General features: G+C 57.0%; 21 protein-coding genes. 16 read left to right on the forward strand and 5 right to left on the reverse strand.

From position 1 onward, the window contains the following. Positions 1-119: 119 nt before the first annotated feature. Positions 120-443, forward strand: a complete 324-nt coding sequence (locus QZ177_RS08315) for an ATP-binding domain-containing protein (RefSeq protein ID WP_294176755.1) — start codon at positions 120-122, stop codon at positions 441-443. A 121-nt stretch (positions 444-564) separates the two neighbouring features. On the opposite strand, the gene QZ177_RS08320 is transcribed toward QZ177_RS08315, so the two are convergent. Together QZ177_RS08320 and QZ177_RS08325 are read right to left on the reverse strand one after the other, a co-directional pair. Next, positions 565-945 carry a hypothetical protein gene (locus QZ177_RS08320; protein ID WP_009646433.1) on the reverse strand — a complete coding sequence of 127 codons (381 nt, stop codon included), beginning with the start codon at positions 943-945 and terminating at the stop codon, positions 565-567. Between the two features lie 23 nt (positions 946-968). Further along, positions 969-1,652 carry a hypothetical protein gene (locus tag QZ177_RS08325; RefSeq protein WP_294176758.1) on the reverse strand — a complete coding sequence of 228 codons (684 nt, stop codon included), beginning with the start codon at positions 1,650-1,652 and terminating at the stop codon, positions 969-971. Between the two features lie 226 nt (positions 1,653-1,878). Here QZ177_RS08325 and infC point away from each other — a divergent pair, with 226 nt between their 5' ends. The 4 genes from infC (at position 1,879) to QZ177_RS08345 (ending at position 3,980) form a co-directional block, all read left to right on the forward strand. Further along, positions 1,879-2,409 carry a translation initiation factor IF-3 gene (infC, locus tag QZ177_RS08330; protein ID WP_049781183.1) on the forward strand — a complete coding sequence of 177 codons (531 nt, stop codon included), beginning with the start codon at positions 1,879-1,881 and terminating at the stop codon, positions 2,407-2,409. A 2-nt stretch (positions 2,410-2,411) separates the two neighbouring features. Further along, positions 2,412-2,606, forward strand: coding sequence for a 50S ribosomal protein L35 (gene rpmI / locus QZ177_RS08335; RefSeq protein ID WP_006192168.1), 195 nt, complete (start codon positions 2,412-2,414; stop codon positions 2,604-2,606). Between the two features lie 31 nt (positions 2,607-2,637). Then, positions 2,638-2,991 carry a 50S ribosomal protein L20 gene (gene rplT / locus QZ177_RS08340; protein ID WP_294176760.1) on the forward strand — a complete coding sequence of 118 codons (354 nt, stop codon included), beginning with the start codon at positions 2,638-2,640 and terminating at the stop codon, positions 2,989-2,991. 116 nt (positions 2,992-3,107) lie between these two features. Then, the gene (locus QZ177_RS08345; protein WP_294176763.1) at positions 3,108-3,980 is read left to right on the forward strand and encodes an RNA methyltransferase; all 873 of its coding nucleotides are present in this window, start codon (positions 3,108-3,110) and stop codon (positions 3,978-3,980) included. Here the strand turns inward: QZ177_RS08345 and QZ177_RS08350 are convergent. Continuing rightward, positions 3,968-4,669 (reverse strand): thiamine diphosphokinase, encoded by a 702-nt coding sequence (locus QZ177_RS08350; RefSeq protein ID WP_294176764.1) that lies wholly within the window; start codon positions 4,667-4,669, stop codon positions 3,968-3,970. The two genes, QZ177_RS08345 and QZ177_RS08350, sit on opposite strands and share 13 nt — an antisense overlap. A gap of 108 nt (positions 4,670-4,777) precedes the next feature. Here QZ177_RS08350 and QZ177_RS08355 point away from each other — a divergent pair, with 108 nt between their 5' ends. From QZ177_RS08355 to dut, 4 genes are all read left to right on the forward strand, one after another. Further along, positions 4,778-5,455, forward strand: a complete 678-nt coding sequence (locus QZ177_RS08355; protein ID WP_006192175.1) for a metal-dependent hydrolase — start codon at positions 4,778-4,780, stop codon at positions 5,453-5,455. Continuing rightward, positions 5,452-6,411: a tRNA (adenosine(37)-N6)-dimethylallyltransferase MiaA gene (gene miaA, locus QZ177_RS08360; protein WP_294176771.1), complete on the forward strand. Its 960-nt coding sequence runs from the start codon at positions 5,452-5,454 to the stop codon at positions 6,409-6,411. The genes QZ177_RS08355 and miaA overlap by 4 nt, the downstream gene beginning before the upstream one ends. Further along, positions 6,380-6,613, forward strand: a complete 234-nt coding sequence (gene hfq / locus QZ177_RS08365; protein WP_265071262.1) for an RNA chaperone Hfq — start codon at positions 6,380-6,382, stop codon at positions 6,611-6,613. The genes miaA and hfq overlap by 32 nt, the downstream gene beginning before the upstream one ends. A gap of 70 nt (positions 6,614-6,683) precedes the next feature. After that, on the forward strand, positions 6,684-7,139 hold the full coding sequence (gene dut / locus QZ177_RS08370) for a dUTP diphosphatase (protein ID WP_294176775.1): 456 nt from the start codon (positions 6,684-6,686) through the stop codon (positions 7,137-7,139). A 12-nt stretch (positions 7,140-7,151) separates the two neighbouring features. On the opposite strand, the gene QZ177_RS08375 is transcribed toward dut, so the two are convergent. Beyond that, a complete protein-coding gene (locus tag QZ177_RS08375; RefSeq protein WP_294176778.1) occupies positions 7,152-8,909 on the reverse strand; it encodes an NFACT RNA binding domain-containing protein in 1,758 nt (585 codons plus the stop codon). A gap of 244 nt (positions 8,910-9,153) precedes the next feature. Beyond that, entirely contained in the window at positions 9,154-11,118 is a 1,965-nt protein-coding gene (locus QZ177_RS08380) for a methyl-accepting chemotaxis protein (protein WP_294176779.1), read from the reverse strand. Between the two features lie 318 nt (positions 11,119-11,436). On the opposite strand from QZ177_RS08380, the gene ylxM reads away from it, so the two are divergent. The 7 genes from ylxM (at position 11,437) to trmD (ending at position 15,579) form a co-directional block, all read left to right on the forward strand. Further along, positions 11,437-11,805 carry a YlxM family DNA-binding protein gene (gene ylxM, locus QZ177_RS08385; RefSeq protein ID WP_037370306.1) on the forward strand — a complete coding sequence of 123 codons (369 nt, stop codon included), beginning with the start codon at positions 11,437-11,439 and terminating at the stop codon, positions 11,803-11,805. After that, positions 11,795-13,165, forward strand: a complete 1,371-nt coding sequence (gene ffh / locus QZ177_RS08390; RefSeq protein WP_294176784.1) for a signal recognition particle protein — start codon at positions 11,795-11,797, stop codon at positions 13,163-13,165. Before ylxM ends, ffh begins: the two co-directional genes overlap by 11 nt. 74 nt (positions 13,166-13,239) lie before the next feature. Beyond that, the gene (gene rpsP, locus QZ177_RS08395) at positions 13,240-13,515 is read left to right on the forward strand and encodes a 30S ribosomal protein S16 (protein ID WP_294176785.1); all 276 of its coding nucleotides are present in this window, start codon (positions 13,240-13,242) and stop codon (positions 13,513-13,515) included. 70 nt (positions 13,516-13,585) lie between these two features. Next, positions 13,586-13,813 carry a KH domain-containing protein gene (locus QZ177_RS08400; RefSeq protein WP_006191831.1) on the forward strand — a complete coding sequence of 76 codons (228 nt, stop codon included), beginning with the start codon at positions 13,586-13,588 and terminating at the stop codon, positions 13,811-13,813. A gap of 111 nt (positions 13,814-13,924) precedes the next feature. Next, positions 13,925-14,332 carry a YlqD family protein gene (locus QZ177_RS08405; protein WP_009646489.1) on the forward strand — a complete coding sequence of 136 codons (408 nt, stop codon included), beginning with the start codon at positions 13,925-13,927 and terminating at the stop codon, positions 14,330-14,332. Further along, a complete protein-coding gene (rimM, locus tag QZ177_RS08410) occupies positions 14,325-14,834 on the forward strand; it encodes a ribosome maturation factor RimM (RefSeq protein WP_294176799.1) in 510 nt (169 codons plus the stop codon). Before QZ177_RS08405 ends, rimM begins: the two co-directional genes overlap by 8 nt. Then, positions 14,824-15,579 carry a tRNA (guanosine(37)-N1)-methyltransferase TrmD gene (gene trmD, locus QZ177_RS08415; protein WP_294176786.1) on the forward strand — a complete coding sequence of 252 codons (756 nt, stop codon included), beginning with the start codon at positions 14,824-14,826 and terminating at the stop codon, positions 15,577-15,579. The genes rimM and trmD overlap by 11 nt, the downstream gene beginning before the upstream one ends. Positions 15,580-15,641 lie beyond the last annotated feature (62 nt).

The raw sequence follows: 15,641 nt of genomic DNA on the forward strand, positions 1-15,641 counted from the left end.
GCGTATAGCTTACCATGAAGCCCCGAGAAGTCAAGCCGAAGGCGCAGACTGATCGGCTAGGCTTCTGTAAGGGCGGCGCACAATGTCCACAAAGTGGACGTTTGTGCGTATAGCTTACCATGAAGCCCCGAGAAGTCAAGCCGAAGGCGCAGACTGATCGACTAGGCTTCTGTAAGGGCGGCGCACAAACGACGGTGCGTCGCTACAAAGGACTGGAGGCGAAGGGCGTCCTCCTTGTGGATGTGCATGTGTCGAAGCTCGTGAAACCGACCTGCCAACGACTCGTCTACGTCGGCAGCTCACGCGCTTCTGCATATCTTGAGACGATATTTCTTAGCGATGTTTCGGCAGAGGAATATCCAGCGTTGGTCGAGCAGTTGGATACGGCTATTGAACCGTCTCCACAAGGAGTTGCGAAGTGGCTGGGGATGGAGGCGCAATAATTTCCGCAATTCCCGCATCGTGCGCTTTGAGTATGACAAATCCCGTCTGTTGCAGATCGTATTCTGAACAGGCGGGATTTTTCATATTGGGGAGAAATTCGTGCGTTCGAGAGCGGTGGTCTCAATAGTACCAGTATCCCTTGATGTAATATGACCAACCTAAGGAATCCATGCAAAACTCGAAGACCTGATTCCTGGGGAGGACGACCGTCGTATGGTCTCCTCGCATAGTGCTTGTTTCATATCTCCACATATCCGATTTGTATTTGATGAAATTCCAATGGACGATACGGATCAGCTCTCCGTTTCGCACCTCCTTGGTAGATACCTTGAAATATTTTATGCTGTCGGATGAACCAGTTGTAAGCGTATCATCCATAACGTAGATATCGACGTCCTCTGAATTCCAATGGTCGACCCAGACGTCCTTTGCCTCGCAGACGTATGATGGCAGCAGAATGGCTGCAGATACGAGCAAAGCCATGAGAAAAAATCGTTTCATTTTGCATTCCTCCTGAGAATTCCTCAATCCCGACGTATCTTTAGATGCTCATAAGAGAAGTCTCCGTTTTGAGCAACCATTGTCCAGCCTGTCGTCCCATCACTCTTGCGAAGGCAGTACCATGCCTCGATGGAAAGATTGCGTGATGTCATTTCGCCGATATATTCTCCCCATGCTTGCTGGGAAGCCCGATCGGAGAAATTTCGGATAGCGGAACCGTTTAGCCACCAAGCTTCTTCTCCGTTGTACCAGCCGATATAGGTTCCTTCTCCCGTGTACATCAAAAGATAGACGTAGGAGCCAGGCTGCAGGATCAATCCATCGGGGACAATTGTGCTGGCGCCTTGCTTTTTGTAGCTTCGCAACGTCCGCAGCACCCGTACGGGATGCTTTTGTGGATGCGTATAAACTACGCAGGAAACTCGCTTGACGACTTCGCCAGCAGCTACAGAGTTGATGACCGTATTTCCTCGCGGGGAATCGTATAGGTTGATGGGGGCGGTTGCCTCAAGTCTTGCTTCGACGAATGCCTCGCCAGGAATCCTGTCCCAAATGGCATACTCTGTAGGAGGCACAGCGGCGTAACCGTCGTGCGTATGGCAGCAAAATAAAGCAAGAAGCATACAAAACGTACCTAGGTGCAGCTTGTAGGTCATATTCATGTAAAATCCCTCCATAAAGCCTTTTACATAGAGTATATTCTGCATATTATATGAAATTCCTCTAACATATTTCGGGGTAAAAGCGGTGTTTTTGAAAAATCCCTTGACGTACGGTGCATTGATATGATAATATATGCAAGTAATTCAAGAAGAGGCCGCCGCTTCTCACCTGCCGACATGCGTCGAGCGGGTCTTATATGCAGGTTTTGCAAAGGAAGGGGTGGCGTCTGCCGCCCTTTTTATTTGCTCGTTCACCAGGAGGTGTTTTCCCATTAGCAGGGACTCTTTAAGAATCAACGAAGAAATCCGCATTCGCGAGGTACGCGTCACGAGCGCGTCCGGCGAGCAACTCGGCATCATGGCGACACGCGATGCCTTGCGCATGGCGGAGGAGCAGCATCTCGATCTCGTCGAGGTTGCGCCGAAAGCGAAGCCTCCTGTCTGCCGCATCATGGATTTCGGCAAGTACCGTTACGAGCAGCAAAAAAGGGAGAAGGAGGCGAAGAAGAAGCAGAAGATCGTCACGATCAAGGAGGTCAAGCTGCGCCCGAACATCGAACAGCATGATTTCGACGTGAAGCTCAAGAATGCTCTTCGCTTTCTGGAAGAAGGAAACAAGGTCAAGGTCACGATCATGTTCCGTGGCCGCGAATTGTCGCATCCGGAGCTTGGCCGAGAGGTTTTGAACAAGGTGGCCGACCGGCTCAAGGAGCTCGTTTCCATCGAGCGCGATGCGAAGCTGGAGGGCAAGAACATGACGATGATTCTCGCCCCGAAGGCGCAGACTAAAGGAGGAAAATAAACATGCCAAAGGTAAAGACACGCAGGGCCGCTGCCAAGCGCTTTTCGATAACGGGTTCCGGTGAGTTTAAGCGGAACAAGGCGTTCAAGAGCCATATCCTTGAGAAGAAGACGAGGAAGCGCAAGCGCAACCTGCGCAAGGCTACGCTTGTCGCCGCCGCTGACCACAGGCGCGTGCGCGATATGCTGAACAAGTAAGATTCGAGCGAAGATAATGGAGGAATAAGATATGCCAAGAGTAAAATCCGGCGTTACGGCGCATCGCCGCCATAAGAAGATTTTGAAGCTCGCCAAGGGCTATCGCGGCGCAAAGAGCAAGCAGTTCAAGAAGGCAAACGAGACGGTCATGAAGGCGCTCTACTATGCGCGTCGTGATCGCCGCGCGAAGAAGGGCGAGTTCCGCAAGCTCTGGATCGCCCGCATCAATGCGGCTGCACGCATGAACGGCATTTCCTACAGCCGTCTCATCAACGGCTTGATGAAGGCCGGCGTCGAGGTCAACCGCAAGATGTTTGCCGATCTTGCCGTGCACGATGAGAAGGCGTTTGCCCAGCTCGTCGCTATTGCCAAGGAAAATCAGTAAGAAGATGACGAAAGGGGAGCTTTCCACAGCTCCTCTTTTTTTATGAAAGCCAAGAAGTCAAACTCGAAGGGTGCAGACTGCTCGGGGAACTTTCTGTAAGGGCGGCACACAATGTCATGAAAGTGGATGTTCGTGCGTATAATATCTACAATTTCCGCGGAGGAACGATGGAAAAGATCGAGAGCGCACAGAATAAGAGGATCAAGTGGATTGCGAGCTTGAAGAATGCCAGGCGGCGAAGGGAAGAAGGCGTCGTCGTCGCCGAGGGCGTGCGGCTCGTCGAGATGGCGGCGGAGGCGGGCTGGACGACGCGCTTTTGTCTCGTCACAGCCGAGGCGGCGCGCGAGGAGCGCGCAGAGCGCATCCTCGCGCGGCTGGAGTCCCTCGGCTGCCCGCTCGCTGAGGTGACGCCCGAAGTCTATAAGAAGGCGAGCGACACCGACGCGCCGCAGGGCATTTTGCTTGTACTGGAAGAGCGAGGAGCGAGTCTTGCGGCTCTTGCGATGCGGCAGGAAATGCACGTCGTCGTGCTTGATGGCGTGCAGGATCCGGGCAATGCAGGAACGATCGTGCGCACGGCGGATGCTGCGGGCGCGGATGCCGTCGTCTGTCTGGAGGATACGATCGATGTGTTTTCTGCCAAGGCGGTTCGCGCAAGCATGGGATCGGTCTTTCATGTGCCCGTCGTGCGGAACGTGTCTCGCACGGCGCTGTGCGAGTTCCTGCAGCAGGGACGCGTGCGGCTCTTGGCTGCCGATCTCGACGAGGCGGCGCAGCCGTACTATGCGGCGGATTACAGTGGCCGAATCGCGCTCGCCTTCGGCAACGAGGGCAACGGCGTGTCGGATGAGGTTCGTCGTATGGCCGAGGCAAAACTCTTCATTCCGATGTTCGGCAAGGCGGAATCGCTCAACGTGGCGACCGCCGCCGCCCTTGTGCTCTACGAGGCGGCGGGCGTGCGCCGCGGCTTTCGGCGTCATTGCCAGTAGAGATAGACGGCGAGCGTGCCCGCTTGCAGGCTGACGCGGAAGGAGGAGCTTCCTTCCGCCAGTTCGTTGCTCACGGCGTACGGTTCTTCCTGGCGCAGGACGGCATCTTCGAGCGGCCATCGTGTTCCCGCTAGAGAGACGCCGCGACATTCGCCGCCCAAGGCGAGGAGAGAGATAGCCTTGGGCGTTTGCTTTGCGGTGAAGGAAAGGCTGTCTTCTTCGTGCAGGAAGAAGCACGCTTCCTGATCGTCCGCCAGAATCATCGGGATGCCGCTGAAGGCGCAGGAAAAGAGCGTGCTCATGGCGTGATCGAAGCGGCCGCCGAAAGCCCCCGTGAGCAGGAGAAACGTGTCGGGGGCTTTCTCCTTGATTTTGACAAGTGCGAGCTGCGTGTCCGTGAGATCCTTCTTGACATCGAAGCGCTCGCAGGGAGCGCCCTCGGCGAGCGCCCAAGACCAGGCGGCGGGCGAGGCGCTGTCTGCGTCGCCGAGCAGGAAGTCAGGCACGCACTTCATCGCGTGGCAGAGATCGACGCCGTGATCGATCGCCCAGAGCTTGCCGCGCCGCGCCCTTTGCAGCCAGTCGGCGGCGGGCGGGCGGCCTCCTGTGACCAAGGTGCAGATGTGTGCGGGAAGCGCCCGAGAGAACGCGATCGTGCCCTGCGGCAGGGAAAATTCATGGGAGTGCATGTTTTTCCTCCTCCATTTCCGTTTGTAGGAAGGTTTTTCAATTTTTTTGTTTAATTATACAATATATAGATTTTTTGTGCTCGACTAAAATGGGAGGAGTCAAATGCGATGATCAAGTATACGTATTACGGGCACGCTTCGTTCTTGCTCGATGACGGCACGTCGAAGGTTCTGACCGACCCGTTCCTCACGGGAAATCCGCTCGCTGCGATTCAGGCGGATGAGGTGGAGTGCGACTACATCTTGCTGACGCACGCGCACGGCGATCATCTCGGCGACGCGCCTGCCATCGCCAAGCGCACGGGCGCGATGGTCTTGGGTATTCCGGAGGTTCTCGACGTCTGTTTGCAGGCGGAGAGCGACATCAAGACGCACGGCATGAACATCGGCGGCTCGGTCAAGCTGCCCTTCGGCAAAGTGCGCATGACGATGGCGCTGCACAGCTCGGGCGTCGCGGGCGGCATCGCCTGCGGCTACGTCATCCAGATCGGCGGCATCAATGTCTACTTCGCCGGCGATACGGCGCTTTTCAGCGACATGAAGCTCATCGGGCAGAAGGATCCGCTCGACTACGCGGTTCTGCCCATCGGCGATAATTATACGATGGGACTTGAGGACGCGGCTCTTGCCGCACAGTGGCTCAACACGAAGAACGTCATACCGATCCACTACAACACTTGGCCCGTCATCGCGCAGGAAGCGGGGCGGTACAAGGAAGTGACGGAGGGCATGACGCGTGCCGCCGTGCATATCGTAGAGCCGGGCGGTACGTTGGAGCTTGCATGAAGAAGGAGCGGCTCGTCGTCCTCATAGGGCCGACGGCGGTCGGCAAGACCGCGCTTTCCCTCGCGCTTGCCCGACGGCTTGATGCGGAAATCATCTCGGGCGATTCGATGCTCTTTTATCGGGGCTTCGACATCGGCACGGCGAAGCCGACGAAAGAAGAGTTGAGTGCCGTGCCGCATCACTTCATCGACATTCTCGCGCCTGCGGCTTCGTTCAACGTCATGGACTTTCAGCGCCTCGTGCGGGAGGAGATCGGACGCATCGCCGCGCGCGGCAGGCTGCCACTCGTCGTCGGCGGCACGGGGCTTTACATCAAGTCGCTCTTGGAAGGGTACGTTTTCAACGAGACTTCGGGCGATCGCGCCTATCGTGAAAAGCTTGAGAGGCTGGCACAGGAAAAGGGCAAGGCGTTTGTCCATGGCCTTTTGCAGGAAGCCGATCCGGAGGCGGCTGCTCGTCTGCATATCAACGATTTCCGCCGCGTCGTGCGTGCCTTGGAGGTCGCTTCCTTGGGAAACGAGCATATCTCCGAGCAGCGCGAGGCGGCAGGCGGGGAACTTGCCTACGACGCCTATGTCATCGGACTGCGGCGCGAACGGCAAGCGCTCTATGCACGTATCGAGGAACGTGTCGATGCGATGTTGGAGGCAGGCTTTGCCGACGAGGTGCGCTCCCTCTTGGCGGAAGGCGTGCCTCGTGACTGTCCGGCGATGAAGGGCATCGGCTATCGTGAGATGCTTGCCTATCTTGCGGGAAGCATGGACTTGCCGCTTGCCGCAGCGGAAATCAAGAAGGCGACGCGCCATTTCGCGAAGCGCCAGCTCACTTGGTTTCGCAAGATGCCGTATGTACATTGGTATGCGGCGTCGCAGGGGGAAGAGCTGCTGCTGGAAAAAATTTGTACGGATATAAGGAGGTCTTTCCATGCCGGTAAAACCGCTGAACCTACAGGATAATTTTCTCAATCAGATGCGCAAGGAGAACCGGGCAGTCAGCATCCATTTGCTCAACGGCTTCCAGATGAAGGGATATGTCAAGGGCTTCGACAATTTCACGGTGATTCTTGAGGTGGCGGGCAAGCAGAATCTTGTTTACAAGCACGCCATATCGACGATCGCGGCGACGAAGCTTGCGTCGGCCGGCGAGGTGGAAAAATAAGAAGAGCCTTCTCCCGCAGAGGGGGAAGGCTCTTCTTCGTGACGCGGCGAAGATCTTAGGAGGAAATACTTTGCGAAAGCGTGGATTTGAAATCATCAAGGCGTATGAAGCGGCGGGGCTTTCCCTGCCGCAGAGAAAGACGGCGGCGAGCGCGGGCTACGATCTCGCGGCGGCGGAGGACTGCGTATTGCCGTGCAGCAAGGTGACGATCGTGCCGACGGGACTCAAGGCGTACATGCAGAAGGATGAGTATCTCGGACTGCACATCCGCTCGGGAATCTCGCTCAAGCATCAGCTTATGCTCGTTAATGCGCAGGGAATCATCGACGCGGATTACTATGACAACGAGGAGAACGAGGGGCATATCATGGTGGCGATCCTGAATCTCGGCGTGTCGGATTTTCATGTGGAGAAGGGCATGCGCATCGCGCAGGGCATCTTCTATAAGTATCTCGTCGCCGATGACGACGAGGCGGGCACGGGCGAAGCGCGCACAGGAGGGTTCGGCTCGACGGGCAAGCGCTGAAGCGGGTTGCTGTCAGCGCTCTTCGGGAAGCAGCCTTGCCGCGTCTTCTGCTGAAGGCGTCACAAAAAGCGTCTTCTGGTGCGTGAAGATGACGAAGCCCGGACGTGAGCCGGAGGGCTTTTTCACATAGCGCCGGTAGGTGTAGTCGACGGGCACGTTCGAGGAATCCTGCGCCTTGCTGAAGTGTGCGGCGAGGAGGGCGGCGTGGTGCAGGCTCTCTTCGCTCGGCTCTTCGCCTGAGAGGCGCAGGATGACGTGCGAGCCGGGGATGTCCTTGGCGTGCAGCCAAATGTCGTCGGGCGCCGCCGTGTGGAAGGTCAGGCGGTCGTTCTGGTAGTTGTTCTTGCCGACGAGGATGCTCTTGCCGTCTTCGGTCACGAAGCGAAAGGGAGCGGAGGGCTTGTCCTGCCGCTTCTTTTTCATGTTCTCTTTGAGGAAGCCGCTTTGAATCAACTCATCTTTGATCTCTTCGATTTCGGGCAGTGTTGAGGAGGCGGCGAGGGAGCTTTCGACGCTGGAGAGGTAGCGGATGTTTTCCTCGCAGAGGGCGATCTGTCCGTCGAGCAGCTTCTGCGCACGCTTGAGCTTGTCGTACTTGTGGTAGAACGCCTGCATGTTCTGACTGAGCGTCAATCTCTGGTCGAGTTTCAGCGTGATCTTTTCACCCGCTTCGCTGTAGATGTTGTCGACGGTCAGCGAGGCGTCGGCGTGGTCTTCGTAGAGATGCGCATACGTCATGAGATTGTCGCCAAAGATTTTGTAGTCCTCGGCGTTTTCTGCTTGGCGAAGCTCTTCCTGCAGGACGCCGAGCTTGTTTTCGGCACGCGTGAGCTCGGTCTTGACGAATTTCTTCAGGCGATCCTTTTCAGGCGGCGTGTAGGCTCCCGCAAGCTGCGTGGCTTTTTCGAGCATCGCGCTGATCGTGGGAAAGGAGAGCTGCGTGCTTTCTGCCGGGAAGTAATGGAGAGGAAAGGGCGAGGTCGCGAGCACCTTGTTGTTCTTATCAAGAGTGAGGCTGGGTGCCGCTTCTTCCTCTATGCAGGCAGCATAGACTTCAGCGAGGGCGCACTGCAGCGCTTCTTTGTCCTTTGCGTCCAAATCGGCGCAGCTCATCTTCTCGGGCAATCCGGCAGAAAAGATGACCTCGCGGGCGCTCACCGGGCCGAAGCCCAGACAAGCATTCAAAAGTCCTTTGCAGAGCGTCGCTTCCGCATCTTGTGCGAGGCGTTCGACGATGATGTCGGGCTTCACGGTGCGCAGGTCGAGCTTTTCCTGAGCGGGCGGCGGCGCGTATTCGCGTGCGGGCAGAATGAGGCGCGTGCGGCTGTTCGCGCTGCCGACTTTTTTGAGAGCGTCGATGACGATGCCGTCCTGCACGAGGATGATGTTGCTGTACTTGCCGATGAGCTCGACGATGAGCGTCTTCGTGACGATCTTGCCGCCGGCCGCGAGGGAGTCGAAGTCAAAGCAGAGGATACGGTCGAGCGAGTGCTGGCGGATGTCGGCGATGCGGCTTCCTTCGAGCTGCTTGCGCAGAACCATGCAGAAGAGCGGCGGTTCGGCTGGATTCTCGGGCGGCTTCGTCGCGAGGAAGACGGCGCTTGCCTGCGGGCTTGCCGCGATGTGCAGCAGGTGATTCCTGCCGGGCTGGCGTATGCTCAAGAAGACGGAGGCTTTCGTCGGCTGCGTGATCTTGTCGATGCGTCCGCCTAGAAGCGCGGCGCGCAGTTCCCTGACTAAGGGCTGTGTGGAAAATCCATCGAGGCTCATGGTCGTCACCTGTTCTTTCGTAAACTTAATACGAAGTATAGCATTGATGAAAGGAGCGGTCAACGGCGCGCGTCTTGCACGGGCGCGGGAATGTGGGGGGAACGCGCGCTTCAGATCGTCCGCCATGCAGGACGGGCATTGTAGTGATAAGTCAATGGTATCGTTGTATTTCGGCGAAATGGGAGACAAAGAAACAGCCGGCATCATCCTTCGCGGAATGATGCCGGCTGTTTCTTTATGTTTTTCAGCTTATGTGAAACTTGCCCACAGCTTTCTGCAGATCCTGCGCCATCTCAGCAAGCGTCGAACTTGCTGCAGCGATTTCTTGCATGGAAGCTGCCTGCTCCTGGGATACGCCGGAGACGTTTTCCGCTTCGCTCTGCACCGAATCTGATACGGCCTTGAGTTTTTGCACGGAGGTTTCCATGCGCACGTTCTGCGTGTGGATTTGTTGCGTGCTCGTCAGGATTCCTGAGACCTTTTCGGACAGTTCCTTGACAACGGCGGCGATGCGATCAAAGCGTTCGCTCGCTTGATGCACCTGTTCGACGCCTTCGCCGACGCGCTCTTTCTGCTCCTGCATGACCTTGAAGGTCTCTTCGATGCGCTTCGCGTTGTCCATGATCAGGGAGGTAATTTCCTGTGCGGCGTTTTCCGACTGCTCGGCAAGCTTTCGCACTTCTTCCGCCACGACGGTGAAGCCGCGGCCCTGTTCGCCTGCACGCGCCGCTTCGATGGCGGCGTTCAGCGCCAAAAGATTCGTCTGTCCTGCGATGTCGGTGATCATCTCGACGATCTCCGAGATGCGCTTGGAGCTTTCGTAGAGGGCTGTGACAGCATCCGCCACGTCCTTGGCGCTTTCGTCGAGGACCTGCATTCCTTTGACCGCCACGTTTAAGCCTTGCTGTCCCTCGGTCGTCGCCGCCTCCACGCGCTCTACAGCGTGGGAAACGTCGTCGACGCCCGCATTGATCTGATCCATCGCCTGCGTTATATCGCCGACGGCCTGCAGGGAGTCATTGACGACCGTTCCTTGCTCTTGTGTGTCGCCCGTGATTTTGACGACGGCCGCCGATGTTTGCTGTGCGCCCTGTGCCGATTGGTCGGCGGAAGCCGTGAGCTCTTCGGAGGAGGCGGCGAGCTGTTCCGCCGTCTGCGCAGTCTGTCGGATGAGGGTCTGCAGACCCTGCGTCATTTGGCAGAAGCTGTTGTGCAGACTGCCGATCTCGTCCTGACGGTCGGTCGGCGTAAGCTTTGCCGAGAGGTCGCCTTTCGCCACTTTGGCGGCGACGGATTCGAGCGTCTCGACGGGAAGAGAGATGGAACGTGCGATGGTGAAGAGAATCGCGCCCATCAGAGCCAGAGCGAAGAGGGCGCAGCCGATCATTGTCCATTTGAGATGGGCAATGTCGGCGAAGATTTCTTCCTGCGGCACGAAGAGGATGAGATTCCAGCCCGTATCGCCGACGGGCTGCACGGCGTAAAACATTGCGACATCCTGATAGCTTCCCTCGAAGAAGAGTGGCTCTCTGGAAAGGTAAGTTTTCTCTTTGTCAGGTCCCTCATCTTGAATCTTGTCATTGAGCGTCAGAACGGGATGGCAGATGAAGCGGCCGTCCGCGTCGAGCATGAAAGCCTCGCCCGTCTTGCCCACCTTGAAGGAGGCGACCTTCTTCTCGATGTTTTCGAAGCGTACATCGGCTGCGACAACGCCGAGGAGTTCGCCGTTGCTGCGCACGGCCTTACTCAGGGTCACAACCTTGTCGTTTGTGAAGCTGTCCATGTAGACATCGGAAAGCTGCACGCCGTCATTCTGCACGGCCTTTTTGTACCAATCGCGTGTCGTCGCGTCGAATTCAGCCTTGGGTACGACGCCTTCTTCACTGTCGAGAAAGTCGCGCTCGGGAAATCCAATGAAGAGCGTGTTGACATCCTCGCGATTCATGAAGCGCTTGCCGATGGGAGCAAATGCTTCGTTGCTGGGAAGGCCGTCCGACCACGCTTCCGTCAAGCCGTCCAGCGTGCCACGCTGGGCTTCGACCATTTCGTTGATTTGCTTGGCGTCAAGCTCGGCAAGCGTCATCATCTCGCGTTCCGTGGATTTCTCCAGAAGCGTGCTCGCGTTCCAGTAGCTGAATACGGACACCGCGAAGAAGATGATGCAGAAGGGAATTCCTACCCAAAGGAGAAGTTTTACTCGTAATTTCATTTCTGCACCTCTTTGCATATTTTATTGCAAGAATTACTTTCATGTAGTCAAATTATACTATAATGTTTCGCAATAGGCAAGACGTGCGCCCTATAATATGGATATTTTACCTATTATATCATGAATAAATGCTTAGATTTACAGGAAAATAATACACTGATCCATTGATCGGCGTATCAAGGGCAGAAAAATCTTATCTCTCTGCCAAGGAAAAAACTTGACAGGATGCCTCGCCTTGCTTATAATAGCCTAGTCGGGGGAGATTCCCCTGCGCATGTCCGTTTTGGAAACGTGCCTTGCAGGAAGGCGGGTGGAGTGATGCTCGAAAGACTCTTTCATCTGGCGGAACTGTTCGACATGTACGGCATGCTGCTCACGGAAAAGCAGCGGCGCTGTCTGGAACTTCATCTCTTCGACGATTTCTCCCTCGCGGAGGTCGGCGAAGCGGTCGGAGTTTCGCGGCAGGCCGCTTACGATATCATTCATCGCTCGGAGCAGGCGCTGGAAGGCTATGAGGAAAAGCTCGGCCTCTTGCGGCGCCTTGCCAAAGAGCACGAGGAACTTGCGGCGATCGGTGAGGCGATTCGTAAGCTGCGCACGGAAGAGAACGACGTCGCCGTAGAGGCGGTTTTGCAGCGGATTTCGCGTCTTTTAGGGGCGCAGCGGGAGGTACAGCATGATTTTTGAAAGCTTGGCGGATCGCCTGCAGCAGACGTTTAAAAAGCTGCGCGGACATGGCAAGCTGACGGAGGACGACGTAAACGAGGCGATGCGCGAGGTGCGCATGGCGCTCCTCGAAGCCGATGTCAATTTCAAGGTCGTCAAGGACTTCATCAAGAAGGTGAAGGAGCGCGCCGTCGGGCAGGATGTGCTCGACACCTTGACACCGGCGCAGGTCGTCGTCAAGATTGTTAACGAAGAGCTTACAGAACTCATGGGCGGCACGCAGAGCCGCCTCAATATCTCGTCTGTGCCGCCGACCGTCATCATGATGGCGGGACTTCAGGGCGCGGGCAAGACGACCTCGGCGGGAAAGCTCGGCCTTTCTCTCAAGAAGCAGGGAAAGAAACCTTTGCTTGTCGCGGCCGATATCTATCGACCTGCCGCCGTCAAGCAGCTCCAGGTGTTGGGCGAGCAGCTTGGCATCCCCGTCTTTTCCATGCCGCAGGGTACGGATGCCGTGACGATTGCCAGAAGTTCGATTGAACATGCGCGTTCGCACATCAACGATGTCGTGATCATCGATACGGCGGGTCGTCTGCACATTGATGAGAAGCTCATGCAGGAGCTTAAGGATATCAAGGCGGACGTCAAGCCGCACGAGATCCTGCTCGTCGTCGATGCTATGACGGGTCAGGACGCCGTGAATGTGGCCGAGAGCTTCAACGAGGGGTTGGGCATTGACGGCGTCGTCTTGACGAAGCTCGACGGCGACGCCCGAGGCGGTGCGGCGCTGTCGGTCAAGGCGGTCACGGGCTGCCCGATCAAGTTCGTCGGCATGGGCGAGAAGCTTGAAGCGCTTGAGCCTTTCCATCCCGATCGCATGGCGTCGCGCATCCTCGGCATGGGCGACGTGCTCTCCCTCATCGAGAAGGCGCAGTCCACGTTCGATGCGGAAGAAGCCAAGAAGATGGAGAAGAAGCTGCGCAAGGCGGACTTCACGCTCGACGATTTCCTCGCGCAGATGCAGAAGGTGCGAAAGCTCGGCTCCTTTGAGCAAATCCTCGGCATGATTCCGGGCATGGGTGGGCTCAAGAAGCAACTGCAGGGACAGGACATCGACCTCAACGGCAAGGAAGTGCGCCGCATCGAGGCGATCATCAAGTCCATGACGCCGAAGGAACGCGCGGACATTTCCATCATCAACGGCAGCCGCCGCAAGCGCATCGCGCTCGGCAGCGGCACGCGCGTGCAGGATGTGAACAAGCTCCTGAAGCAGTTCAACGAAATGAAGAAGATGATGAAGCAGGTCAAGAAGATGCAGGGAGGCAAGAAGGGCAAGGGATTCCCCGGACTCGGCGGCATGAAGTTGCCGTTCATGCACTGATCGGCTCATGGAAGATTCGTCGGCTGCGATGCGTCGCGGCTGACAAAAAATTATCCATTAAAGGAGGTGAAAACATGGCAGTAAAGATTCGTTTGACCCGCATGGGCGCGAAGAAGAACCCGTTCTACCGCATCGTCGTGGCGGATTCCCGCTCGCCGCGCGACGGTCGCTTCATCGAGATCCTCGGCAACTACGACTCCACGAAGGAGCCGGCCGTCATCAACGTCGATGAGGAAAAGGCCATCGATTGGATGAGCAAGGGCGCACAGCCGACGGATACCGTCCGCTCGCTCTTCAGCAAGAAGGGCATCATGGCGAAGTTCGATGAGAAGAAGCGCTCGAAGAACTGATCGAGACGAGGCGACGGAGACGGCGTGAAAAGCCGCCTCCCGCAGCTTCTCTTGAGAAAAGAGGATCAGCATGAAGGAAGTCGTTGAAATCATCGCCAAGGCGTTGGTCGATCATCCCGAAGACGTCGTTGTCGACGAAAAACAGGAAGACCGCATGACATTGATCGAGCTTCATGTCGCTTCGGACGATATGGGAAAGGTGATCGGCAAGCAGGGCAGGATTGCGAAGGCGATCCGCACGGTTGCCAAGGCCGCCGGTACCCGCGAGAACAAAAAAGTCAAGGTCGACATCAATTAGTGAACTACGCGGCAGCATTCCCTTCGGGGGTTCTTGCCGCTATTTCTTTAGGCGTACGGATGAGGTGACGGTGTTGCCTCTATCAGCTGCGCTCGATGAAGGAGAGAGAATATGGACAGCATTCAGGTGAAGGTTCCTTGCACGGTCAAGGCGAAGCTGACAGAAAAGCTCAAGAAGCGCATCATTGACGAGCTGGAAGACAGTCTGCAGAAGGTTGATCTCGAACTGCAGCAGATGGGCATTGAGGAGAAGCGCATTGTCTCTGAGGCAGCACAGCAGGACATCCAGCGTGCGCAGGCGGCGCGTCAGCATTTCGCCATCGAGCGTCAAAAGCGCATGGATTTCAAGGAGCAGGCACAAGCGAAGCTCGAAGAGACGAAGAAGCTCGCCATCGGCGCCGAAATCGTGCAGGGCACGCTGGAGCGCACGGCGGAGCTGAAGGTTGGCTCAAACATGCGCGAGCTTATGAACGTCGAAGTCCTCGTCGAGGACGACAAGGTCGTTGCGATTCGTGGCTGACGGGCGCGTCGTCATAGGCAAGGCGGGTGCACCGCACGGCCTTCGGGGCGAAGTGCGCGTGATACCGTTGACGGATTTTCCCGAGCGCTTCGAGTCCCTGCGCGAGGTCTTCATTGGCGAGCGCGTTTTCCACGTCGAACACGTTCACTACCATCGCCAGTTCGTGCTGCTGACGCTCGCTGAATGCACGTCGCGCGAGGCGGCGGCAAAATTGACGGGCGAGCTTCTGCGCGTCGCGCGGGAAGATGCCGCGCCGCTCGCTGAGGGCGAGTTCTACACGTTCGACATCATCGGACTCGCAGTGCTAGATATGGCAGGGGAAAGGCTCGGGGAGGTCACGAACGTTCTCAAGACGGGCAGCAATGACGTCTATGTGGTGAAGAAGCCCGACGGTGCGGAATTGCTCGTGCCGGCACTGAAGAAGGTCGTGCGCGAGATCGACATCGCTGGAGGCTTTTTGCGCGTCGACTTGCAGGAAGAGTTGGACGACCGTGCGGATTGACATCGTGACGCTTTTTCCTGCGATGTTTGAAGCGGTGTTCGGTGAGAGCATCATCAAGCGCGCGAGGGAGAAGGGGCTGCTCGACATACGTTTGACGCAGCTGCGGGACTTCGCCTTTGACAAGCACAGGCAGGTCGATGATTCGCCCTTCGGCGGCGGCAGCGGCATGGTCTTGAAGCCTGAGCCGATGTTTCGCGCCGTGCGCTCGATCGTGGCGAACAGCGCTTTGAGGCGGCGGCGCATCGTGCTTCTGTGCCCGAGTGGCGAGACTTTCACGCAGGCGAAGGCGAAGGAACTGGCGAAAGAGGAGCAGCTGATCTTCCTCTCGGGGCATTACGAGGGATTCGACGCACGCATCCATGCGCATTTGGCGGATGAAGCGATCTCCATCGGCGATTTCGTGCTGACGGGCGGCGAACTGCCCGCGATGGTCGTCGTCGACGCCGTGGCGCGCATGATCCCGGGCGTCCTCGGCTCGGAGGAATCTGCGCCGACGGATTCTTTCTACGATGGCCTCTTGGAGTTCCCGCAGTACACAAGGCCGCGCATCTTCGAGGGAATGGAAGTGCCCGAGGTGCTTCTGTCCGGCGATCATGCGAAGATTCGCGCCTGGCGTCGCGAGGAATCGCTGCGCATCACGCGCGAGAGGCGGCCCGAGCTTTTGAAGGACGTGCAGCTGACGGAGCGGGAGAAAGCCTATTTGGCGAATCTTATGGCACAGGAAGAGAATTGTGAGAAAGATTAGTCAGGGCTAAAGGAAAGCTTTGACGGAGTATCGTTTCTTTGCTATAATAGTCCTCGTAGGAA

It is taken from the genome of uncultured Selenomonas sp. (genome assembly GCA_905372355.1).
Taxonomy (GTDB): domain Bacteria; phylum Bacillota; class Negativicutes; order Selenomonadales; family Selenomonadaceae; genus Selenomonas.